The sequence below is a fragment of the Pseudoalteromonas sp. XMcav1-K genome, assembly GCF_044005875.1.
Lineage (GTDB): Bacteria > Pseudomonadota > Gammaproteobacteria > Enterobacterales > Alteromonadaceae > Pseudoalteromonas > Pseudoalteromonas spongiae.
The window spans coordinates 166,390-189,472 of the sequence record NZ_JBIPJE010000043.1; the positions used below are offsets into that span (position 1 = coordinate 166,390).

22 protein-coding genes are annotated in these 23,083 nt (G+C 40.4%); 20 read left to right on the top strand and 2 right to left on the bottom strand.

Annotated elements, in window-relative coordinates:
- Positions 1 to 60: 60 nt before the first annotated feature.
- The 7 genes from pabC to ACHSBP_RS11085 are packed head-to-tail and all read left to right on the top strand — an operon-like array spanning position 61 to position 6,337.
- Positions 61 to 852, top strand: coding sequence for an aminodeoxychorismate lyase (gene pabC, locus ACHSBP_RS11055; RefSeq protein WP_395388857.1), 792 nt, complete (start codon positions 61 to 63; stop codon positions 850 to 852).
- Positions 849 to 1,835 (top strand): endolytic transglycosylase MltG, encoded by a 987-nt coding sequence (gene mltG / locus ACHSBP_RS11060; RefSeq protein ID WP_010559960.1) that lies wholly within the window; start codon positions 849 to 851, stop codon positions 1,833 to 1,835. Before pabC ends, mltG begins: the two co-directional genes overlap by 4 nt.
- The gene (gene tmk / locus ACHSBP_RS11065) at positions 1,832 to 2,461 is read left to right on the top strand and encodes a dTMP kinase (protein WP_395388858.1); all 630 of its coding nucleotides are present in this window, start codon (positions 1,832 to 1,834) and stop codon (positions 2,459 to 2,461) included. Before mltG ends, tmk begins: the two co-directional genes overlap by 4 nt.
- The gene (locus ACHSBP_RS11070; RefSeq protein ID WP_010559962.1) at positions 2,458 to 3,348 is read left to right on the top strand and encodes a DNA polymerase III subunit delta'; all 891 of its coding nucleotides are present in this window, start codon (positions 2,458 to 2,460) and stop codon (positions 3,346 to 3,348) included. Before tmk ends, ACHSBP_RS11070 begins: the two co-directional genes overlap by 4 nt.
- A gap of 13 nt (positions 3,349 to 3,361) precedes the next feature.
- A complete protein-coding gene (locus ACHSBP_RS11075) occupies positions 3,362 to 3,688 on the top strand; it encodes a PilZ domain-containing protein (RefSeq protein WP_010559963.1) in 327 nt (108 codons plus the stop codon).
- A 14-nt stretch (positions 3,689 to 3,702) separates the two neighbouring features.
- On the top strand, positions 3,703 to 4,476 hold the full coding sequence (locus tag ACHSBP_RS11080; protein ID WP_010559964.1) for a TatD family hydrolase: 774 nt from the start codon (positions 3,703 to 3,705) through the stop codon (positions 4,474 to 4,476).
- 43 nt (positions 4,477 to 4,519) lie between these two features.
- Positions 4,520 to 6,337 (top strand): alkaline phosphatase D family protein, encoded by a 1,818-nt coding sequence (locus ACHSBP_RS11085; RefSeq protein WP_051320890.1) that lies wholly within the window; start codon positions 4,520 to 4,522, stop codon positions 6,335 to 6,337.
- 318 nt (positions 6,338 to 6,655) lie between these two features.
- On the opposite strand, the gene rsmF is transcribed toward ACHSBP_RS11085, so the two are convergent.
- A complete protein-coding gene (gene rsmF / locus ACHSBP_RS11090) occupies positions 6,656 to 8,095 on the bottom strand; it encodes a 16S rRNA (cytosine(1407)-C(5))-methyltransferase RsmF (protein ID WP_395388860.1) in 1,440 nt (479 codons plus the stop codon).
- An 87-nt stretch (positions 8,096 to 8,182) separates the two neighbouring features.
- Between rsmF and ACHSBP_RS11095 the strand changes: the two genes are divergently transcribed.
- Positions 8,183 to 9,409: a nucleoside recognition domain-containing protein gene (locus ACHSBP_RS11095; RefSeq protein WP_010559967.1), complete on the top strand. Its 1,227-nt coding sequence runs from the start codon at positions 8,183 to 8,185 to the stop codon at positions 9,407 to 9,409.
- A gap of 19 nt (positions 9,410 to 9,428) precedes the next feature.
- Here the strand turns inward: ACHSBP_RS11095 and ACHSBP_RS11100 are convergent, their stop codons facing one another.
- Complete coding sequence (locus ACHSBP_RS11100) at positions 9,429 to 10,397, bottom strand: integron integrase (protein WP_010559968.1); 969 nt, start codon at positions 10,395 to 10,397, stop codon at positions 9,429 to 9,431.
- Positions 10,398 to 10,658: 261 nt separating this feature from the next.
- On the opposite strand from ACHSBP_RS11100, the gene ACHSBP_RS11105 reads away from it, so the two are divergent.
- The 12 genes from ACHSBP_RS11105 (at position 10,659) to prpF (ending at position 22,976) form a co-directional block, all read left to right on the top strand.
- Complete coding sequence (locus ACHSBP_RS11105) at positions 10,659 to 10,931, top strand: hypothetical protein (RefSeq protein ID WP_395388861.1); 273 nt, start codon at positions 10,659 to 10,661, stop codon at positions 10,929 to 10,931.
- Positions 10,932 to 11,053: 122 nt separating this feature from the next.
- Positions 11,054 to 12,142: an HNH endonuclease gene (locus ACHSBP_RS11110; protein ID WP_395388862.1), complete on the top strand. Its 1,089-nt coding sequence runs from the start codon at positions 11,054 to 11,056 to the stop codon at positions 12,140 to 12,142.
- Between the two features lie 141 nt (positions 12,143 to 12,283).
- Positions 12,284 to 12,634: a hypothetical protein gene (locus ACHSBP_RS11115; protein WP_395388863.1), complete on the top strand. Its 351-nt coding sequence runs from the start codon at positions 12,284 to 12,286 to the stop codon at positions 12,632 to 12,634.
- A 99-nt stretch (positions 12,635 to 12,733) separates the two neighbouring features.
- Positions 12,734 to 13,228 carry a hypothetical protein gene (locus ACHSBP_RS11120; protein ID WP_395388864.1) on the top strand — a complete coding sequence of 165 codons (495 nt, stop codon included), beginning with the start codon at positions 12,734 to 12,736 and terminating at the stop codon, positions 13,226 to 13,228.
- 123 nt (positions 13,229 to 13,351) lie between these two features.
- On the top strand, positions 13,352 to 13,744 hold the full coding sequence (locus ACHSBP_RS11125) for a hypothetical protein (RefSeq protein ID WP_395388866.1): 393 nt from the start codon (positions 13,352 to 13,354) through the stop codon (positions 13,742 to 13,744).
- A gap of 202 nt (positions 13,745 to 13,946) precedes the next feature.
- Positions 13,947 to 14,411 (top strand): hypothetical protein, encoded by a 465-nt coding sequence (locus ACHSBP_RS11130; protein WP_395388867.1) that lies wholly within the window; start codon positions 13,947 to 13,949, stop codon positions 14,409 to 14,411.
- Between the two features lie 225 nt (positions 14,412 to 14,636).
- Positions 14,637 to 16,025, top strand: a complete 1,389-nt coding sequence (locus ACHSBP_RS11135; RefSeq protein ID WP_395388868.1) for a serine hydrolase domain-containing protein — start codon at positions 14,637 to 14,639, stop codon at positions 16,023 to 16,025.
- Between the two features lie 354 nt (positions 16,026 to 16,379).
- Positions 16,380 to 17,033 (top strand): GntR family transcriptional regulator, encoded by a 654-nt coding sequence (locus ACHSBP_RS11140; RefSeq protein WP_010559977.1) that lies wholly within the window; start codon positions 16,380 to 16,382, stop codon positions 17,031 to 17,033.
- A gap of 86 nt (positions 17,034 to 17,119) precedes the next feature.
- Complete coding sequence (gene prpB / locus ACHSBP_RS11145; RefSeq protein ID WP_010559978.1) at positions 17,120 to 17,992, top strand: methylisocitrate lyase; 873 nt, start codon at positions 17,120 to 17,122, stop codon at positions 17,990 to 17,992.
- A gap of 11 nt (positions 17,993 to 18,003) precedes the next feature.
- Entirely contained in the window at positions 18,004 to 19,128 is a 1,125-nt protein-coding gene (prpC, locus tag ACHSBP_RS11150) for a 2-methylcitrate synthase (RefSeq protein WP_395388870.1), read from the top strand.
- Between the two features lie 71 nt (positions 19,129 to 19,199).
- Positions 19,200 to 21,794 carry a Fe/S-dependent 2-methylisocitrate dehydratase AcnD gene (gene acnD, locus ACHSBP_RS11155; RefSeq protein ID WP_395388871.1) on the top strand — a complete coding sequence of 865 codons (2,595 nt, stop codon included), beginning with the start codon at positions 19,200 to 19,202 and terminating at the stop codon, positions 21,792 to 21,794.
- A gap of 18 nt (positions 21,795 to 21,812) precedes the next feature.
- Entirely contained in the window at positions 21,813 to 22,976 is a 1,164-nt protein-coding gene (gene prpF, locus ACHSBP_RS11160; RefSeq protein ID WP_395388872.1) for a 2-methylaconitate cis-trans isomerase PrpF, read from the top strand.
- Positions 22,977 to 23,083 lie beyond the last annotated feature (107 nt).

Consider the following 23,083-nt stretch of genomic DNA (forward strand, 5'->3'; position numbering starts at 1 on the left):
TCGTTAGCAGAAATCGAATTGCGAATAAAAGCCTAGGATTTCCTAGGCTTTTTTGTGTGTATGGATATAACAATAATAAAAAATAGCCAAACTCAAACTGTCGCCTCTAACGACCGAGCATTGCAATATGGCGATGGCTTTTTCACTACCATTAAAGTAGAAAATGGCAAACCGTGTTTGTTAGAACAGCATTTAGCACGGCTAGCGCGCTGTGTGGCGCGTTTGTATTTTGATAATGTTGATTTATCAGCTATTGAAAACCAAATAAATGCGCTTGCAAACGGCCATTCTCTGGCGGTTATCAAAGTCATTATCAGTCGTGGTCAGGGTGGTCGGGGTTATCAACTGCCTACCGTGCAAGCGCCGCAGGTTTATATTTACACTTCTGATTTTCCAGAGAATTATTTAACGCTCAAACAACAGGGCATCGCCCTCGATACCTTATCAACGCAATTGGCAATTAACCCCTTACTCGCAGGGTTAAAAACCCTTAACCGTTTGGAGCAGGTGTTAGCAAAGCAAGAATTACAACAAAAAGGTGTTAGCGAGGGGCTTTTGCTTAACTGTAACCATGAAGTCATTGAAACCACGGTTGCAAATATTTTGCTCGTAAAAAATGGCCAGTTAATTACCCCAAAACTCGACAAATCGGGTGTGTTTGGTGTTTATTTAGCGCATTTAGCGAAGCATATCGATATTAAATTTGATACTGTGTCTCTAAGCGACTGCTACAACGCAGATAACTTATTTTGTTGTAATAGCTTAATGGGAATCGTACCAATTACACGCCTTGATACACATTACTACAGCCTTGAAAACGCACTTCAATTTTTAAACGAGCAAGCATTATGATTCGAGCGTTTGCGTTTTTATTTACGACCTTAATTGCAGCGGTTGCCTTTGTGGGTATTCAGCTTAAGCAGTTACAAGCGACACAAATTAGCATTTCTGAACCAACACTTTATCAAGTAAAGGCAGGTACGGGCGTTAACGCAATGTGCCGCACATTTAAAGCAAATGGTTGGATAAACGACTGCTTTTGGCTCAAGGTATACGCCAAAATAAACCCTCAGTTAGTGGAATTAAAACAAGGCATGTACTTAATTGAGTCGCAGTCTTTTCTATCGTTAATTTCAAAGATGAATAAAGGGCGCGATCATCAATTTGCGTTTACTATTGTCGAAGGTTCAACCTTTAAACAGGTATTAGCCAGTTTTAAAGACGCACCGTATTTAGAATTGGTGTCAGAGCAATCGTTGCGAACTACACTCAGCATGTGGGGCATTAATCAAACTAATCCTGAAGGGTGGTTTTACCCAGATACGTATCATTATTCTGCTGGCGATAGCCAGTTAGATATTTTAAATCGCGCCTATGAAAAAATGGCTAATACCTTAGATATCGCATGGCAAACCCGTGATACCTCAGTACCACTTAAATCAAAATACGATGCACTTATTCTGGCATCGATCATTGAGAAAGAATCAGGCCACAATGCAGAGCGTGATTTAATTGCCTCGGTATTTGTAAATCGTCTTCATAAGGGCATGCGCTTACAAACCGATCCGACCGTGATTTACGGTTTAGGGGATGAATATCAAGGTGATATTAAAAAAGAGCATTTAAAACGTTACACCGATTATAATACGTATCGTATTAATGGATTGCCGCCAACACCCATTGCCATGCCATCAGAGCAGGCTATTTACGCGACTTTAAATCCACGATACTCTGATTTTTATTATTTTGTTGCATCAGGAGATGGTAAACACCATTTCTCTAAAACATTAGCTGAGCATAATGCAGCAGTTAGGAAATATATTTTAAAAAAATGAACGGTAAATTTGTTGTTATTGAAGGCCTAGAAGGGGCTGGTAAATCGTCTGCAATTGCAGTGTGTCAGCGCGTATTACATGACGCGCAGGTTAAATTTGTTAATACCCGGGAACCCGGTGGTACACCGCTTGCTGAATCGCTGCGCAGTTTAGTGAAAGCAACGCACGAAGAGAAAGTAAGTGATGCAACTGAATTACTGTTAATGTACGCAGCACGTTCGCAATTGGTTGAAAATGTTATCAATCCTGCGCTTAATCGCGGCGACTGGGTATTAGGCGATAGACACGATTTATCATCGCAAGCATACCAAGGTGGTGGCCGTGAAATCGATAAACACAAACTTGAAGCGTTGGCGGATATTGTGTTGGGCGAGCTTAAGCCTGATTTAACCTTATACCTTGATATCGATCCAAAGATTGGATTAGCGCGCGCTGCCAATCGTGGTGAGCTAGACCGTATTGAACTTGAACAATTAAGCTTTTTTGAACGTACTCGCGAAGTGTATTTAAACGCCGCAAAAAACGATAGTTCAATTGTTACTATTGATGCCAGCTTACCAATGGAAACTGTTCACAAGCACATTGAAAAAGCACTTAAGCAGTTTATTGACGGAGCGAATGCGTGATCCCAAGCTGGCTTCAACATAATTACCAACAGCTTCAGCAATTAGGCGCTACGGGGCAGTTGCATCATGGCCTATTGCTACTTGGAAAAGAGGGCGTTGGTAGTTTCGATTTAGCATATCAGCTGGCGTTAGATTTATTGTGTATGTCTAACGGCACGCAAGCATGTGGGGTTTGTAAAGCATGTACCTTAAATAAAAGCCAAACAAACCCAGATTTTATGTTGGTCAGTGCTGAAAAAGATAGCATTAGCGTTGAACAAGTGCGTGCGATCAGCGATTTTTTTGTTAGTACAGCAAGCTTCCAAGGCAATAAAGTGGTTATTGTGAAAGATGCCCATGCTTTAACCTTATCAGCAAGTAATGCACTGTTAAAAACCTTAGAAGAGCCCAACGCTAATCGCTATTTGGTACTGCTAAGTGATCCCAATACGCCACTACCAGCAACAATTTTAAGCCGTTGTTTCAAAATTACGTTAACGGTAGACGCCAATCAAGCAAAACAGTTTATTGGTGATTTAGGCATTGATGCCACACAACCTTGGGTTAATGCGTTTTTACATAGGCCGTTATGTTTAAAGCAATGGCAAGAAGACGGGCAACTAAGTGCCGTTGAATCTTTGTATCAGTTATCTCAGCAGCAAACGTTACAATCATGTCATAAGCAATTGCTTGAACTTTTTAACCAAAACACTGATTATATAGATATATTTGCGCAATTTTGCGCACAAAAATTGCAAACTGAGCTACTCAGTAATACGCTTGATGTAAAACGCTATCAAGAAAAAAATCAAGCATTGCTCAGTTTTGCGCATAAGTTTAAAGAAGTTAAAGGACTTAATTTATCGTTGCAGTTAAACCAGCTGTTAAAACAATTAAGTTATTTATAAATAGGACATTATTTTGCAAGAATTACTAGTCGATTTTGAAGATACACGTGAATTGTACAAGAGCTACATGCCTTATTTAAAAACAGGTGGCTTATTTGTACGCACCAATATGCAATTTGAAATGTCTCAACCATTAGCATTGCGCATTAGCTTGCCAGATGCACTTGAAGAAGATGTTATTACCGGTGAAGTCGTGTGGATCACACCACAAGGTAGCCAAAACTCAAACCCTCCGGGTGTTGGTGTGAGCTTTATCGATGATAAGAGCCAAGTGCGCGATAAAATCGAAAAAATGCTAGGCGGTATGTTAAACTCTAGCGATCCCACTTATACCATGTAGTTTATGGATTTTTTGTGATTGTAGATTCTCACTGTCATTTAGACAGACTTAATTTTGATGAGCTTGGTCTTTCTCTTGACCAAGTATTAGAAAACGCCCGCGCTAAAAGTGTAGAGCACTTTTTATGTGTGTCGGTAACCTTAGATCAATTTCCAAGTATGTTGGAAAAGGTTAAAGCGTATCCCGATGTGTCAGTTAGTTGTGGTGTACACCCGCTAGACCAAAAAGACGTACTTGATAAAGCACGTTTAGTTGAGCTTGCAACGCACGACAAAGTAGTGGCGATTGGTGAAACAGGTCTTGATTACTACTACAGTAAAGACACGCACCAAGTACAACAAGATTCATTTGCAGGGCATATTGATGTTGCCAATGAATTAAACAAGCCGTTAATCATTCATACCCGCGATGCAAAGCAAGATACCCTTGATATTATGCGCGCCCACAACGCACAAAACTGCGGTGGCGTATTGCATTGCTTTACTGAAGATTGGGAAATGGCAAAGCAAGCGCTAGATCTAGGTTTTTATATTTCTATTTCGGGCATTGTAACCTTTAGAAACGCCGCAGCGCTGCGCGAAGTGGTAGAAAAAATTCCGCTTGACCGTTTGTTAATTGAAACGGACTCGCCTTATTTAGCGCCAGTACCGCATCGTGGTAAAACTAATCAACCTGCATATGTTGAAGATGTTGCGTACTTTATTGCGGATCTTAAAAAGTTATCGTTTAAAGAGCTTGCAAAGGCAACGACAGATAACTTTTACGACCTCTTTAAACTAGCCAAGTAAACAGGATAACTGCGTGACACTGCCTATTCTGTTAACAGGACCTATGATCCGGCGAGCAGAACCGAGACAGGTCACGTTATTTATTGTAAGTTCCCAGCAAGCGCCGTTTAAAGTGAATGCACAGGCGCTTGGCGAATTTGAACAAACCCAACAAATTTTAGCACTTGGCGAACACTGTTTTTGCCACTTTTACTTTTTAAATAGCACATCGACTAAAGGGTTTGTGGTTGATACGCTAATTTCGTATCAATTAGAATACAACAATGCGCCCGTTGACTTGTCGGCGTTTTATCTTGATGGCCAATCATCGTGCAGCTTTGTTATTGCTAAACAGCTTAGTAGCATTTTGCATGGCTCGTGTCGTAACCCTCATCATGAATCAAAAGACGCGCTTATAACCGCAAGCCATTTTTTGGTAAGTAAACGCAAAAATAGTGAGCCAGAACCAAGTTTACTGGTGATGTCGGGCGATCAGATATACGCCGATGATGTTGCGGGCCCTATGTTATTAGCGATTGAACAGTTAATCCACCAGCTAAAGCTGTTTAAAGAGCCTAACCTGATTGACGAACTTCAGGCTGATGCTAAACATACGCTTTATACACGCGATACCATTTTACCGATAACCAAATGGCATGAGCGCTCTAAACTAGAGTTTGGCTATTGGTTGCGCCAAGATTTAGAACACTTTACCAGTTTAAAATCGCATAACCACTTGGTGCATCTTGAAGAATTTTTTGCGCTTTATTTATTAACAACGAGTGCAGCGTGTTGGCAGTTAGTTGGGTTAGATGATTTAACATTCGAATCGAATAATCAAAAACACAGCAATACATTTTTACAAGAAAAACAAAACTTAATCGACTTTGTTGATGGTTTGCCCGAAGTTGAAAGGCTATTTGCTAATATTTCTCATATCACCATGTTTGACGATCACGATGTCACCGATGATTGGAATTTAACGGCAGGATGGGAGCAGGCAGTTTATTCAAATCCGATAAGTAAACGCATTATTGCTAACGGCCTGATAAGTTATTTAGTATTCCAAGGCGTGGGTAACGATGGCGGCGAATATACCAAGGCGCTGTTAAATGCACTAGATGAGCAAATAACCACCCAGTATCGTCATTTAAAGCAATTTGATAATCAAATATTGGCATTTGATAGATGGCATTACACCCTTGATACTCAACCTAAAATTATTGCGCTCGACACCCGAACACACCGCTGGCGTAATGAAACCGATTTTAACGAACCGTCAGGTTTATTAGATTGGGAACAATTGGTCGAGCTTGACGATAATATGACAGGACTTGAGGAGGTTATTTTAATCTCACCAGCGCCGGTGTTTGGTGTTAAATCAATTGAAGCGATTCAAGCGATTTTTAACTTTTGTGGTCAACCATTATTAGTTGATGTGGAAAACTGGATGGCCCACGAAGGGGCGGCGCGAAAATTAATGCAAATATTCAAACGCGCAGATACGCCAATTGAAACGCTTATTTTGTCAGGTGATGTGCATTATTCGTTTTGTTTTTCGGTGCAAAGCCGTTTTTCAAATCGTGATAACCGTATTTGGCAATTGACTGCCAGCGGCATTAAAAATGAATTTCCTAAATCTTTGCTCAGCAAATTAAACACCTTAGATAGCATTTTGTACCATCCAAGTAGCCCGCTTAATTTCTTTACCAAACGTTGGCAAATGAAGGTGCATAAACACCGCCATAAACAATCAACAAAGCATTTAGTGAGTGATTCGGCAATTAGTTTGGTGTGTTTAGACAACGAACGACTGACCCACTACCAGCTATTACACGGTGATGGAAACATTACAGAATTTGATCTAAAAGAGAAAAGTTAAATTAAGCCCCGATTTTAACCTTCAATACCGCTGAAAAGTTGCAAAATACGGGGCTTAAGCCAAGTTTGTTGCGCTTTTACAAACGCCCAATAAAAATCGCCCAGGACCAATCCACATTGTCCTGGGCTTAGGGGAATGGCTCATTTAATGAGCCGTGCGCTAACTTACAAACTTGATCATTTCATAGGGAGAAGTGAAAAAGTATTAATAATTGTAGTTAAATTAATCAAAAAAAGGAAATTTTTGCTCAAAAAATAAACTCACAAAAAACAATTGGTTATAAATTGTTTAAAAAATTGTTAACAAGTTTTCATTGAGTTATTCCCAAGTTATCAACCGACTATCCCGAACTAACTCACGTGGTAAGCCATTTTTGATTTTGTTCTTTTGCCATTTACCTAAGCCAACGCAAGTATCGTTTAACAAAAGTAATACCTCGTCTTTCGCGCTAGTAACTTGTGCTAATTTAATATCTTTTCCTTGAAAGTAGTCACAAGCCTCTGAAACTGACAGTTTATGGGTGTTTTTAAGGCCTTCAGCGCCAAAGCAAGTTGCAAATTCATGCTGTAATCGAATGCCATTTTTATGCACCTTACCAAGCAAAATTCCAATGCGACTGTATTTAATTTTGTCTATTACCGAGTCTATATTGCTAGGGAACAACCAAAGCTCTTGCTCGCGTTGCCAAAGCTCGCCTGCAAGCGGTTTCATACCAAATTGCTTTTTGATTATTTGGTTAAATTGCTCGGTTGTTTTTTTATCGGCAGCAGTAAATGGAAAAGCGCCTTTTTTAACTTTAGGCTCAGGCTGTGGCACATGGGATTTTTTAACAAACTTGGCAACAAAAAAACCTTCGGTATCGTAAATTTGCGGCCAAATATGTAAGTAACCCTCATCGGTTGCCGAGTCTTTCACATTTTCAAATAGGTGAGTTAGCGGCACTACCTCAATATGGTCGGCAAATGTGGTGAGTAAATATTGGCATACCGCTTGGTTTTCAAGTGGCGTTAAGGTGCAGGTTGAATAAACTAGCGTGCCACCGGTTTTTAACGCATAAAACGCACTTTCTATTAGGCGTTTTTGTACATCGGCAATTTCAATATTAGATTCAATAGACCAATTTTTTAATGCATTCTCGTCTTTACGAATAGTGCCTTCGCCTGAGCATGGTGCATCAAGCAGAATATGGTCAAAGCTCTGTTCCATATACTGACCAAAAATACTGGCGTCAAAATGCGAAAGGGCACAGTTGCTAATACCTAAACGCTGCATATTGGCACTTAATGACTTAATACGCGAACTCGAATACTCATTGGCAACTAATACACCGTCGCTTGAAAGGGCTTCGGCAATTTGAGTTGATTTACTGCCGGGAGCTGCTGCCATATCAAGCACACAGCTATCACTTAAGTCGTTACCATCTAACAGGGCGGTAACAGGCATCATTGAGCTGGCTTCTTGCACGTAAATACAACCAGATAAGTGAATATCGGTATTACCCAGTGAAAGTGATTGTTGGTTTTCAGGGCGTTCTAGCCAAAAGCCATTTTCACACCATGGCACTTGCGTTATTTGCCAGTCGTTTTGTTGCGCGTACTGTTTAAAACTGTCAACTGACATTTTTTTGGTATTTACGCGAACGGCCGTTCTAAGTGGCTTCTTACATGAGGCGAGGTAATCATCTATTGAGAGGTGATTTGGAATATAGCTTTCAACATCATCAATAAACGTTTGTGGAATATAAATATTAGAATGCACTTTTTATCTGCCATGTAAGGGGAATTGCGACAATAATACAGGAAATGTGGCACACTAAGCAGCATTCAAAATAATAATAATCTGATTATGCTTAACAAAATTTGGCTTTCATTTTTCATTATCGCGTTTGTGTCTGCATTAGCTACGTGGATAGGCGGTGACGGCTTAGTATTTGAAAGGTTGGTGCAAGCTCTATTTAGCATGGCCAAAGTATCCGTTGAAATTGCTATAGGCTTAATTGGCGCGCTGTGTTTTTGGTTAGGGGTAATGAAAATTGCCGAGCGCGGCGGCATGGTAGATGTGCTTGCCAAAGGCTTATCGCCACTATTTACCCGCTTAATGCCCGGCGTGCCAAAAGGACACCCAGCGTTTGGCTCAATTACCATGAATTTAAGCGCTAATTTACTGGGCCTTGATAATGCAGCAACGCCAATGGGCATTAAAGCCATGCATGATCTGCAATCACTTAACAAAACGCCTGATACCGCAACCAATGCGCAAATACTGTTTTTAGTATTAAACACCAGCTCAGTAACGCTATTTCCGATAGCGGTATTTGTGTATCGTGCACAGCAAGGCGCGGCCAGCCCAACCGATGTGTTTATTCCCATTTTATTAGCAACCTTTGCTTCAACCTTTGTTGGTTTGCTCGTTACGTGCGCCATTCAACGAATTAAACTGTTTAATACTGTTGTGCTGCTATACCTTGGTGGGTTAGTAGCCATTGTGATGGCACTTATTTTGTATTTTATGAACCTCACCACAGAGCTAATGCAAACGCACTCCGCGATTTTCAGTAACTTTTTAATATTCGCGTTTATTATTGTGTGTTTATGTTGGGCAAGTATTAAAAAAATAGATGTGTACGACAGCTTTATTACAGGTGCCAAACAAGGGTTCGAGCTATCTATTTCTCTCATCCCATATTTATTAGCTATGTTGTGTGCCATTGGCGTATTTAGAGCGAGCGGGGCGCTTGATTATGTATTGGATTGGCTGCGTACTGTAGTGATTACGCTTGGCGGTGATACACAATTTGTAGATGCCATGCCAACCGCTTTTATGAAGCCACTTTCAGGCTCTGGCGCGCGGGCAATGATGTTAGAAACCATGAATACCCATGGTGCAGATTCATTCGCAGGGCGTTTAGCATCCACCATTCAAGGTTCAACCGAAACCACTTTTTATGTTTTAGCTGTGTATTTTGGTGCAGTTGGCATTAAGCATACTCGCCATGCGGTGGGTTGTGGTTTAGCTGCAGATTTCGCTGGAATTTTAACAGCCATTGGTGTGTGCTATTGGTTTTTTGGTTAGTTGCTACAAAGCTAAATTTTTACAAATGCGACAAGGGACTAATCACACCGTTCGCTCCTTGTTGTAAAACATGCGTATAAATTTGTGTGGTGCGCACATCACTGTGCCCCAATTGTGCTTGAACAGTACGAATATCTGCACCACTTTGCAGTAGGTGAGTCGCGAAGGAGTGCCGTAATGTGTGTGGTGTTACAAGCTTTATAAAGCCAGATTGTTTAGCAGCTTGTTTTATTGTTTTACGAATACAACTTACATCAAAATGATGACGTCTTATTTCGCCTGTTTCTGGGTTAGCACTTAACTTATAAGAGGGAAACAAAAACTGCCACGCGAGTGACTTATTGGCTGTAGGGTATTTTTTAGCAAGGGCAGTTGGCATCCATACCCCTGCAAATAGTTTGTTGTTTAAATCGCGTTTTAAATACTCATTGACTTGAATTATCTGATTCCTTAATAAAGGAATAAGCTCTCTAGCAAGTGTGACTATGCGGTGCTTGTTTCCTTTACCGTTCCAAATACGCACACAGAGATAATCAAAATCAATGTCCTGAATTCTCAAGTTAACCACTTCTCTACTTCTTAAGCCACTGCCATACATTAAACTCGCAACTAAATAATTCCGCTTAGTTAAATTTGAAAGTAACAAGCGAACTTCTTCACGACTTAAAATGGATGGAAGCTTTTGTTGGCGATTACTCTTAATAAAATTTAATTTTATCGAAAGCGACTGTTTAATAATGTGCCGATACATAAAGACAATAGCATTTAGAGCAAGTGCTTGTGTATTTGCTGCAAGATTTCGTTGTACTGTTAAGTAGTTTAAAAACGTTTCAACTTCGGTATCTCCCATTGAAGCTGGATGACGTTTATTGTGAAAATTAATATAGGCAGCTATCCAATGAATATATGATTCGATTGTTTGTTTTGCATATCTTTTAGAATGCATTTCCTCAATGACTAAATTTAAAAATGGAGAACGTGTTTTCATAAGAACTGACTTTTATTTTACTGTAATTATATACAGTATTGCAGTTTTTCCTCCTTAATCAAATTAACAGGCAATTTGCCTCTTTTTACCAGTTAACTATGAAGAGTTATTCAGCTAAGTTTATGACTAGTAAATGTTTATTACAAATGTTATAAATTGGCTTGAAGATAAAAAGGCGATGTTGCGGTAGAAAAAGAGGCAACTTGCCTCTTAATAAACTGTTAGGTGTCTATGATAGATCTGCACAATAAAGTTCTCTTAGTGTCTCTTAAACACATAGACGAAAATGAAAATATAAAGTTCGACACTTTCTTTGGTGTTGTTAATACATTCAGTGACAATACTGTTGTCGTGGATAAAGTCGGAGGCGGTCAAGTTGATCTGCCATACGCAGATAATCATTTTGAGCCAGCAACTGATGAATGGTACGAACTAAAAAATGGTGACTGGTCAGATGAAGTTGATTTCATAGTCCAGTTGGATGTGTTTGCAAATGATCTTGCTTACGAAAAATATGGTGCGAAAAACACCTAACAAGCAAATCAACGAAATGGACTTAAAAAGCTTGGCTCCGCTCGTGCCTCGCTTTTTTAGCCAAACTTTTTAAGCCCGTTATTTGCGGCGTTATGTAAATTTATTAAGATAGAAGGTGCAAAATGGCCATATGCTTGTTGGATGGTGTATTCGATGGTTGTGAAGGGGAAGCTGGAAGCTTAGAACACATAATTCCTAACGCAATTGGTGGAAGACTGTCTAGTAATAAGTTGATCTGTAGGAACTGTAACTCTAAATCTGGAAATAGATGGGATGCAGTATTATGCAATCAATTTTCTTCTCTTTGTGTTTTCTTTGGGATAACCAGAGAGCGCGGGGATGTTCCGAATTTGCTACTGAAGAATAAGGATGGCCAACAAAATGTCATCTCACCTGATGGCCGGTTTCAACCGAGAAAGCCAGAGTTTTCGGAGCAAGACATAAATGAAAATGAAATAAAAATTACAGTTAAATCTAACAACCCAAAAGAAGCGAAAAAAATAATTAAGTCATTGTGCAGTAAGAATAAGTACAAAGCAGACATTTCTAGCATAGAGTATAAAGAGACTTTATGCGCTAAAGACGGACTAGATACTACATTTAGCTTTGATTTAGCGGGAGCAGAGGTAGGTCGTTCAATCGCAAAAATGATGTATCTGTATTCAATTGAAGTTGGTTTAGAAAAAGATACTGCCCAAAATATATATGACTATTTATCTGTCTCCAATGCCCCCCAATGTTTTGGTCCTTACTACGATGAAGATATCGTTGTAGATCGTTCAGATAATATCCCTACGCATATAGTGTCTCTGTGTGCGAAAAATAACAAGGTTATTGGTTACGTTGAATTATTCGGCCTATTTAAATATATATTTAACATATCAGATACTTATACAAATGCTGAACTCTGTGAGAGTTATTGCCTAGATCCCGTATCAGGCCGTGAGTTAGATGTAATTATTGACTATGAAAAAATTGAAAAGGAAGTAAAAGAATATTTAGCTCCAGATAGAACTACATTCTTGAAATCAGAAAAGTGGGTTGATGAAAAAATGCCTATCTTTATGAGTCCATGGCTAAATAAAAATAAGGAGCGTACGCTGAAATTGATACAGGAAGAGGTATTGGCCGAGATATCGTCATTAGAGTTTCTCACTGAAGAAGATCTAGAGTCTGCGATCGAAGCTGTAATGGACAAAAAATTCACATAACAAACTGTTTAAGAGTGATTCGCAACACGTGGCATTTTTACTATGCATTGCTTTTAGTGTTTAAAGTGGTATTCGGTAGCATTGGTATTGCGTTGCTCACACCTTAACAGGGCGTTATGCGCCACATGGAAGTTAGTAAATATGAATCTTAAAATATGCATTGCTTTTTTTGTTGGTGTGCTTGCTAGCGCAGTTCTATTTGGAATCTATGCGTATCAGTTCCAACAAAAATTACTCGCAAGTGAAATTACAAAAACAAGTATTGATTTTGCTTCTCAGGTTAGCTCGGTTGAAAACTTGGAAAAAGGTGACCTCGAAGTAGTTATAGCTCTCAATGTTGTACTTATATGTTCAGGTATAGAGATATTTGAATATAAAGTTAATCACAATGAATACAACTCTTCTAGACAGGCTGAAGCAGAGCAAACTTTGAGTTCCGCTAGAGGTATTTTAAACAGGTACCGAAAAAAATTGGAACTTTCTGGGTGTTAGTGGCACATAACAACAAATCTTGGTGGGACAGTAACTCGCTGCCTTCGGCAAAACGCTCACAACTGCCCCAAATTTAATGCGTTATATGCCTTTTGATATATGAGACTACTTTTAGCATTTTTAATTTTCTTTAGCTTCAATGCCATTTCGGCTACCTCACCGAATTGCTCTGTTAATGGAGCTTTTCACGGTAAACTATTTGAGTTAAGTGTTGTTACATCATTCCGTGGAAGTTATAACTTTAAATTTTGCTTTGATAAAACAAGCTATTTGATTTCTGAGTATTTAGAGGTTGTTTCAGTAAAACAACCCTCAAGAACGACAGTGAAGCATGACTCTAAAGCAAAGCTGGATCCAAACACCGCTTTAATGATTAAAGATCTTTATAGATCAGTTCAAGCTACCATAAAAAATGATATTTCTCGTGGAATGGATGGTTCAACATGGTGCTTCAAGCCCAAAAATGGAAATAATTACTCAGAAACTTGCCTTTGGTCGCCTTATTCAAATACAGAACGCAGGAATTTAACTGATTTGGTAACACTTGGTAATAAACTGTTTGAAATATCTAATTTTGAAAGTGTTCAGCAATAGGCATATAACAAACCAATAAAGTAGTAGGACAAAAAACAGTTGGTTTGTCGCTCGTACCTCGCTAAAGTATAACCAACTGATTTTTAGCTTCTTATTGGGGCGTTATGTGCACAAGGAGTCCCTGTGAGTATTAAACATATCTTTTTAATCTTTGTAGCCTTTACTTGCTCAGCCTGTACAACGTCAGGGCAACTTTATTATGTTGATACTAAGGGTAATAAAAAACTTGGTTGTGATGTTGAGTTTATTGGAATGCCAAGTGTAGATAAATTTGCGGTTGAGTATGCTTTAAGCCTTTGTGCCAAAAGTATTGTAAAAAAAGGTGGCGTTGTTCAAGAACAAGATATCTATCTACTAAAGGTTGATACCGCTATCCCTGCGGCACCTTGTGGTAAAGCTTGGAATCATGATTTAGCTAAGCAACAGTTTCAGTCTAAAGAGTTATCTAAAAAAGAGTATGGTTATATTGTTGCCAATATTGATTTAGAGTTAGCAGAAATCAACAAGTGCACATAACAAGCAATTAGATTGATATCCTTATCGCATGCTTAAACTCATTAAGCACAATATTTTCACATCTTTTTTTAACTTCAATTCTCACATTTATTACGGGCTATAGATTACTTTTAATAACAAAGCGTCATAGCTAACCTGTTGTTTAATAATACGCGATATGTTGAGATGTATTGGTATTTATATAAATGTTGCTGGAGAGTTTATGAGTAATGACCTGTTTCAAAAAGTCCGTTTTATAATTGCTAAAATCTTTGTGTTTATATTTTTAGGCATGGCGTTAGCCTTGTTGTACTCACTTGGAAAATCGACATTAAGCGGCATTTTGGCAGGTAAAGACGTTACCCAAATCTTCTTAAACGGCATTAATACAGGCATTATTGCGTTGGCAGTGTTTGAGCTAGCCTTAGTGATCCATAAAGAATACTCGGTAGCCGAAGAAATTAACAATGCCATTGAGAGTTTGCGTGGCACAATTCCGCGTTTTATTGGTACTGTGAGTATCGCGCTTTCATTAGAGGGGCTGATTATGGTTATTAAATACAGCCAACTTGAACTAGCAGGTAATTTGTATTATCCCGTAGCCATTATTATTAGCACCGCGTTTTTACTAGCATCTTTAGGTGTGTTTTTATATTTAACGCGGGATACAACAAATAACAAAACGTAGCAATTTGTGATAGCCCAAACATTTAAATAGTTGGGCTATTTTTTTGCAATAAGCTTATTACTTAGCGGTAGAAAGCCAGCGGATTTGGCCTTTAAATTATGGGCAAAAAGGGTAACACGCACTAATAACTCATTAATATTTGTATACAATTTTGATTTGCTGAGTGTAATTAAGCAATAGATACTAAACACCATCTAACGCTATGCAAAAACAGGGAACTTAATTGTGTTAACAGCAAAAACTGCGGTTGCAGCCATCGGGGTTATCTTATCTTTTAGCCTTTGTGCTAAACCACAGCCCACAACACAAACAACAAAAAGCGCTATCGAAAACGTGGTTAATAGTTACGTTTCACATGGTGCATTTGAAGGTGTGTTACTGGTTTCTCAATCAGGTGAAAAAATATTTGAGCAGGCGTACGGCTTTGCCAATTATGACAATCGCACACCAATTAGCGTAAACAGTTCGTTTCAAATCGCATCGCTTAGTAAACCCATTACAGCCACGTTAGTGCTTAAACTTAAAGAGCAAGGCAAACTTAAGCTTGAAAGTACATTAGCCGACTACTTTACTGAGTTTGATAATGATATTGGCCGACAAATCACATTACATCATTTATTGAATCATACATCGGGTATACCTAATCACTTTACGCTCAATAACTGGTTTAATCGTGACTTTCACAAAGTAACCACTGAGCAGGCATTTGTTGATGTTATAGCAAATATGCCGTTAAGTGCTGAGCCTGGTGAAGAGCACAATTATTCAAATCCTGCGTATTTTCTGTTAGGTAAAATCATTGAAAAAGTCACAGGGCAATCATTTGCACAAAGTCTAAAAACCAATATTTTAGCACCACTTAATATGACGCATTCGGGTGTCGCCCCTGGTAATACACAAAGTGCTCACGTAATTAAAGCGCATCAATGGCGAGGTGCTGGTGGCTATAAACGTGAGCCAGATAACAACTACAAGTTATTTGGTGCAGGTGCCGCCATTTATAGTAGCGCCGATGATTTATATCGATTTGATTTAGCGCTTTATGGCACTGAACTCATTAATGAAAAAAGCAAGCGCCAATTGTTTAACCCCGATTTACCTTACAGTTGGCGAGTAGGCAAATTGCCAATTACAGAGTCACGTAATGTGAATGCCCATATGTATGATGGCAAAATAAAAGGCTACAGCAGCATGGTACTGCGCCTTATAGATGATAAACACAGTGTTATTCTACTTAGCAATAATGGTATGAGTTATCAGTTGAAACGCCAACTAGTCGGGGATATTGCCAAGGTGCTTTATGGCGAGCAGGCACCTAACCGTGAAAATGACGTTGCGCTTGCACTAACACAAGCGATTACCACAGGCACCTTTGAAAAGGTACTATCGGATATTAAAACAAACAAATACACATTAGATGAAGGCATGATGACATCGTTTGCCTATGAGTTACTTTGGTCAAACCTAGCGAGTAAATCGTTACAGTTATTTGCTGTGATCGGTAACCAATTTAAACAATCGAAAGATGCGAAACATCATTTTGCAAAGGCGTGTAATCACAGACTAGTTAAGAGTTTAGAAGAACGAAACTCTATTTGCGGTGCTACACTTTAAAGGCTTTTAATACTTAAATGGCGTTATGTGAACGAACTTAGGTGTAGGTGGCGTAGTTAACGATGGCCTACATTTTTTCAGCGTTTAACGTGTATTGCTAGGGGCTCTTTGAATCAAGAGGCTTAATGAAGCGATTTACATTAAGCGTTAGTGCATAACGGCTAGTTAATGGTCGTTATACGTTAATAGCGGAACGCTCACCGGAGTGTTTCTTGTTCTCTATTGTCGACAATTACCACCTCTCTAGTCTAATTTAATAAAATTAATTGCTAAAATTGTCGACAATCTGTTGATCTCTTCGTGAATCACTCCTATATTACCCCTAGTTATTGTCGACAATAGTTAGGTTTTAAATTGGAAAATGAAGTAAAAACAGCGTCAGATAAGGTTTTTGTCGACATTCGCCAAGCCATTGTGGAAGGTGAAATAGCGCAAGGCTCAAAAATTTCTGAGCCAGAACTCTCCAAAAAGCATCAAGTTAGCCGCGCAACTTTGCGTGAGGCGCTTAATCGTTTAGAAAGCTGTCATTTAATTGAGCGAAAAGCGAATGTGGGCTGCCGTGTAATTTCACTTACCCCAGAAAAGCTAGATGAAATTTATCAAGTGCGCAGTGCCCTTGAGGGGCTGGCGTGCCGTTTAGCAGCAACCAATATGACAGACGATGAAATCAATCAGGTAAAAGCCTTACTTGATGATCATTTGTCGACACAACGGGTGCGCCAAGGAGAGTCTTACTACCAAGAAGAAGGTGACTTAGACTTTCACTACCGCATTATTAAAGGCAGTAAAAACAGTCACTTAATTAATCTATTGTGCAACGAATTATACCAATTAGTGCGAATGTACCGAGTGCAAATGGGCATGAATGGCCCACGTGTTAGCAAAGCATTTGATGAGCACTTGGCTATTATTAATGCCATTGCAGCACGCGATGGTGAACTAGCCGAATTATTAATGAAAAGACATATCGCGGCGTCAGGTAACAATATTGAACGTAAGTTTCAGTAATGCGTGATGCCAATAAAAGTGTAAACAAATTTAGTTAGCGTAAAGCTAACGTAAAAATATAAAAATACCGTTCAAAGGAGACATACATGTCAGCAGGTTTGAAGTTTCGCCAAGCATTAGCAGAGAACCAACCGCTTCAAGTGGTCGGCACTATCAATGCCTATACTGCAATGATGGCAGAGAAGGTAGGGCATAAAGCTATTTACTTATCAGGCGCTGGGGTTGCCAACGCCAGTTACGGTTTACCGGATTTAGGCATGACAAGCTTAGATAATGTGCTTGAAGATATTCGCCGTATTACCAGCGCATCTGATTTACCACTACTAGTCGATGCCGATACAGGCTGGGGTGGTGCATTTAATATTGCGCGTACCGTAAAAGAAATGACAAAAGCAGGTGCAGCGGGTTTTCATATTGAAGATCAAGTCGCGCAAAAACGTTGTGGTCACCGTCCAAATAAAGAAATCGTAAGTCAACAAGAAATGGTTGACCGTATTAAAGCGGCAGTTGATGCAAAAACGGATGAGCACTTTTACATTATGGCGCGTACCGATGCGTTTCAAAAAGAAGGGTTAAATGCCGCAATCGACCGCGCAGCTGCGTGTATTGAAGCAGGTGCCGATGCAATCTTTGCAGAAGCCGTGCACGACCTTGCTGACTATAAAGCATTTAGCGATGCGCTGAATGTACCAATTCTTGCCAATATTACTGAATTTGGCCAAACACCAATTTATTCTAAAACCCAATTAGAAGAAGTGGGTGTAGGCATGGTACTTTACCCGCTAAGTGCGTTTAGAGCAATGAATAAAGCGGCGCTTAATGTGTATAACACAATTTTAAGTGAAGGCTCGCAAGCAAACGCAATTGATTCAATGCAAACCCGCGCTGAGTTGTATGACTTTTTAGATTACCACTCGTTTGAAAACACACTTGATAAACTTTTTCAGAATAATAAATAAGGGGCAGGAAAATGGTAGATAAAGCATTAGGCGGAGCAGGATTACGTGGTCAAGTTGCTGGTGAAACAGCGTTATGTACAGTAGGTAAATCAGGCAGTGGTTTAACGTATTGTGGTTATGATATTTCAGAACTTGCAGATAAAGTTGAATTTGAAGAAGTATCGTACCTTTTAAGCCGTGGCGAATTACCAAATCAATCACAACTTGATGAGTACAAGGCGAAACTAAAAACACTTCGTGGTTTACCTGCGGCACTTAAAAGTGTTCTAGAATCTATTCCGAAATCAGCGCACCCAATGGATGTAATGCGTACCGGTTGTTCTATGCTGGGTAACCTTGAAATGGAAACTGACTTTAACGATGTGAACGACCATATTGACCGTATGGTTGCGGTATTCCCAAGTATTATTTGCTATTGGTATCGTTTCTCGCACGACGGTGTACGTGTTGATGTTGAAACTAACGACGATTCAATTGGCGCTCACTTCTTACATTTATTACACGACAAAGCACCAAGCGAGCTATTTGCTAAGGTGATGAATGTATCGCTAATTTTATATGCAGAGCATGAATTTAACGCATCTACGTTCACAGCGCGCGTATGTGCATCAACACTGTCAGATGTGCATTCATGTGTAACCGGTGCAATTGGCTCATTACGTGGCCCACTGCACGGCGGTGCAAATGAAGCCGCAATGGAAATGATTGAGAACTTCACAAGTGCTGATCAAGCGGAAGAAGCACTGATGGGCATGCTTGAGCGTAAAGAAAAAATCATGGGCTTTGGCCACGCAATTTACCGCGAGTCTGACCCGCGCAATGTGATCATCAAAAAGTGGTCTGAATTACTTGCGAAAGAAGTAGGCGATGACGTGCTTTACCCAGTGTCTGTGCGCTGTGAAGAAGTAATGTGGCGTGAGAAAAAGCTATTTTGTAATGCTGATTTCTTCCATGCATCGGCTTATCACTTTATGGGTATTCCAACAGCGTTATTTACGCCAATTTTTGTAATGAGCCGTGTAACAGGCTGGACAGCACACGTGAAAGAGCAACGTGCTAATAACCGTATTATTCGTCCAAGTGCAGATTACACAGGCCCAGATGCACGCGAAGTACCACCTATTTCAGCGCGTTAATTTCTAAGTAATTCGCATTATATCAAGGCATGCCTAGCATGCCTTTACTCCGAGTTTGTTGTGGAGCCCATATGAATACCCAATACCGTCAAAAGCTAGGCAATACAGGCCTAGATTATTTTAATGTTGAAGCTGCGGTGAATGCTATTTCACCGGGGAGCTATCAACAATTACCTTATACCTCAAAAGTGCTTGCTGAGAACCTCGTTCGCCGCTGCGAGCCTTCAATGCTAACTGATTCGTTAAAACAATTGATTGAGCGCAAGCACGACCTTGATTTTCCTTGGTATCCAGCACGTGTGGTGTGTCATGATATTTTAGGCCAAACCGCACTGGTTGATTTAGCAGGCCTTCGTGATGCCATTGCAGAGCAAGGCGGCGACCCATCATTAGTTAACCCTGTTGTACCTACACAACTGATTGTTGACCACTCCCTTGCGGTAGAGCACGGTGGTTACGATAAAGACGCGTTTGAAAAAAACCGTGCGATTGAAGATCGCCGCAATGAAGACCGCTTCCATTTTATTAATTGGACTAAAACGGCATTTAAAAATATTGATGTTATCCCTCCGGGTAATGGTATTTTGCACCAAATCAACCTAGAGAAAATGTCGCCGGTAGTACAGGCGCGTGATGGCGTTGCCTTTCCAGATACCCTAGTAGGCACAGACAGCCATACACCCCATGTAGATGCATTAGGTGTTATCGCCATTGGTGTCGGTGGCCTTGAAGCGGAAAGTGTAATGTTAGGCCGCGCATCGTATATGCGTTTACCAGACATTGTAGGTGTTGAAATTGTCGGTGAGCGTAAGCCAGGTATTACCGCAACCGATATTGTGCTAGCAATTACCGAGTTTTTACGTAACGAAAAAGTGGTGTCTACTTACCTTGAATTTTTCGGTGAAGGTACGCAGCACTTAAATTTAGGTGATCGTGCAACCATTTCAAATATGACGCCAGAATACGGCGCAACTGCGGCCATGTTCTACATTGATGAAAAGACCATTGATTACTTAAAGCTAACAGGCCGTGAAGACACTCAAATTAAACTCGTAGAAGAATACGCAAAAACCACAGGCCTTTGGGCATCTGAAATGACTGAGGCTAAATACGAGCGTGTATTAACCTTTGATTTAAGTGCAGTTGGCCGAAATATCGCAGGGCCTTCTAACCCGCATCGCCGTGTAGCAACCAATGAACTTAAAAACACCGATTTATTAGGTGATTATTCGCATACAGATACACAAATGCCCGATGGTGCAGTAATTGTGGCAGCTATCACGAGCTGTACCAATACATCAAACCCACGCAACATGATTGCCGCAGGTTTAATTGCACGCAATGCAAATAAACTCGGTTTAACTCGTAAGCCTTGGGTTAAATCTTCACTTGCGCCGGGTTCTAAAGTGGTTAAAAGCTACTTGGAAGAAGCAAACTTATTACCAGAACTAGAAAGCTTAGGTTTTGGTGTTGTGGGTTTCGCGTGTACTTCGTGTAATGGTATGAGTGGCGCACTAGACCCTGTTATTCAAAAAGAAATTATTGAGCGCGATTTATATACTACTGCGGTACTTTCAGGTAACCGTAACTTTGACGGTCGTATTCACCCGCATGCTAATCAAGCGTTTTTAGCGTCGCCACCACTGGTTATTGCTTATGCAATTGCAGGGAGTATTCGTTTTGATATTGAAAACGATGTATTGGGTGTATCAGCTGAAGGTAAAGAAATTCGCTTAAATGATATTTGGCCAAGCGATGAAGAAATTGACGCGGTAATTGCAAAAAGCGTTAAGCCAGAGCAATTTAACGCAGTTTATACGCCAATGTTCGATCTAACCGTGGATTACGGCGAAGACAATAACCCACTATACGATTGGCGCGAAATGAGTACTTATATTCGCCGTCCGCCATATTGGGAAGGCGCACTTGCAAAACCTCGTACTATGACAGGCATGCGTCCGCTTGCTGTACTTGGCGATAACATTACAACGGACCATTTATCACCGTCTAATGCTATTCAAGCAAGCAGTGCAGCAGGGGAATACCTTGCCAAAATGGGGTTACCAGAAGAAGACTTTAACTCGTATGCAACGCACCGAGGCGATCACTTAACAGCGCAGCGAGCTACTTTTGCCAACCCTAAGCTGTTTAATGAAATGGTGTTAGAGAATGGCGAAGTAAAACAAGGGTCACTTGCGCGTATTGAGCCAGAAGGCAAAGTAACGCGTATGTGGGAAGCAATTGAAACCTATATGGAGCGTAAACAACCGCTAATTATTATTGCCGGTGCTGATTACGGCCAAGGTTCATCTCGTGACTGGGCGGCAAAAGGTGTGCGCTTGGCAGGGGTTGAAGCCATTGTGGCAGAGGGTTTTGAGCGTATTCACCGTACTAACTTAATTGGTATGGGTGTTATGCCGCTTGAATTTAAAGCTGGCACAACGCGTAAAACGCTTTCAATTGATGGTACAGAAACCTTTGATGTTAAAGGCGAGCCTGCGCCAGGGTGTGAGTTAACGCTGATTATCAATCGCGCAAATGGCGAAGTAGTAGAGGTGCCGGTTACCTGTCGTTTAGATACAGCGGAAGAAGTCTCTATTTACAGTGCAGGTGGTGTATTACAGCGCTTTGCACAAGACTTTTTAGCGGAGACAGCAGCGAGTTAATCGCTGCTATACCTCACTATGACAACAAAATATAAAGTTCCAGCAACTTATATGCGTGGCGGCACCAGTAAAGGGGTGTTTTTTAAGCTAAGCGATTTACCGCTTGAAGCACAATCGCCTGGCGAATTTCGTGATAAGTTACTAATGCGTGTGATTGGCAGCCCTGATCCTTACGAGAAGCAAATCGATGGTATGGGCGGAGCAACGTCCAGCACCAGTAAAACGGTAATTGTCGCTAAAAGCGAGAAAGCGGATCACGATGTTGATTATTTATTTGGTCAAGTTGCAATCGATAAACCAAGTGTTGATTGGAGTGGTAACTGCGGTAACTTAACGGCTGCCGTGGGCGCATTTGCGATTAATAATGGTTTAGTAGATGCGTCACGTATTCCGCAAAACGGCGATGTTGAAGTGCGTATTTGGCAAAAAAACATCAAAAAAACGCTGGTGGTGCAAGTACCCATAAAAGACGGTGAAGTTAACGAGGTTGGTGACTTTAAACTTGATGGCGTCGCATTTGCAAGCAGCGAAATTAAAGTGCAATTCCTTGCGCCATCCCCAGCAGGCGAGAATATGTTCCCAACCGGGAATTTGGTCGATACGTTAACGATTGAGGGATTAGGGGATATTCCAGCAACCATGATTAACGCGGGTATTCCGACCATTTTTGTTAATAGTCATGACATTAACTACAGTGGTGTAGAGCTGCAAGAAGACATCAATGGTGATAGTGACAAGCTGGCTTTTTTTGAAAAGCTAAGAATCGCAGGGGCGCTTAAAATGGGGCTAATTAGCGATGCGAGTGAAGCGAAAACGCGCCAGCACACACCAAAAATTGCGTTTGTTTCACCATCGCAAGATTACATCAGCTCAAGCGGTGATATGGTAAAAAGTGCAAACATTGATTTAAATGTGCGCGCGCTTTCAATGGGTAAGCTACATCATGCGATGATGGGCACAGCAGCAGTTGCGATTGCTTGCGCTGCTGTGACAAAAGGCACATTAGTTAATTTAGCTGCTGGTGGCGGTGACATTTCTGATGTGAACTTTGGTCATCCGTCAGGCACCATGAAAGTCGGCGCAAAGACAGCTGAAACTGACGCTGGTTGGCAAGCCGAATTTGCTAGTATGAGCCGAAGTGCACGCGTAATAATGGAAGGCGTGTTACACGTACCTTTGTAAATACGCTGTAAATCATTAATTTTTAAGGGAGCTGTGGCTTCCTTTTTTCGTTCTAAAAGCGGGTATTTTGTCTTAAAGTCGTGTAAGAGATCTCTACAGTGCAAGAT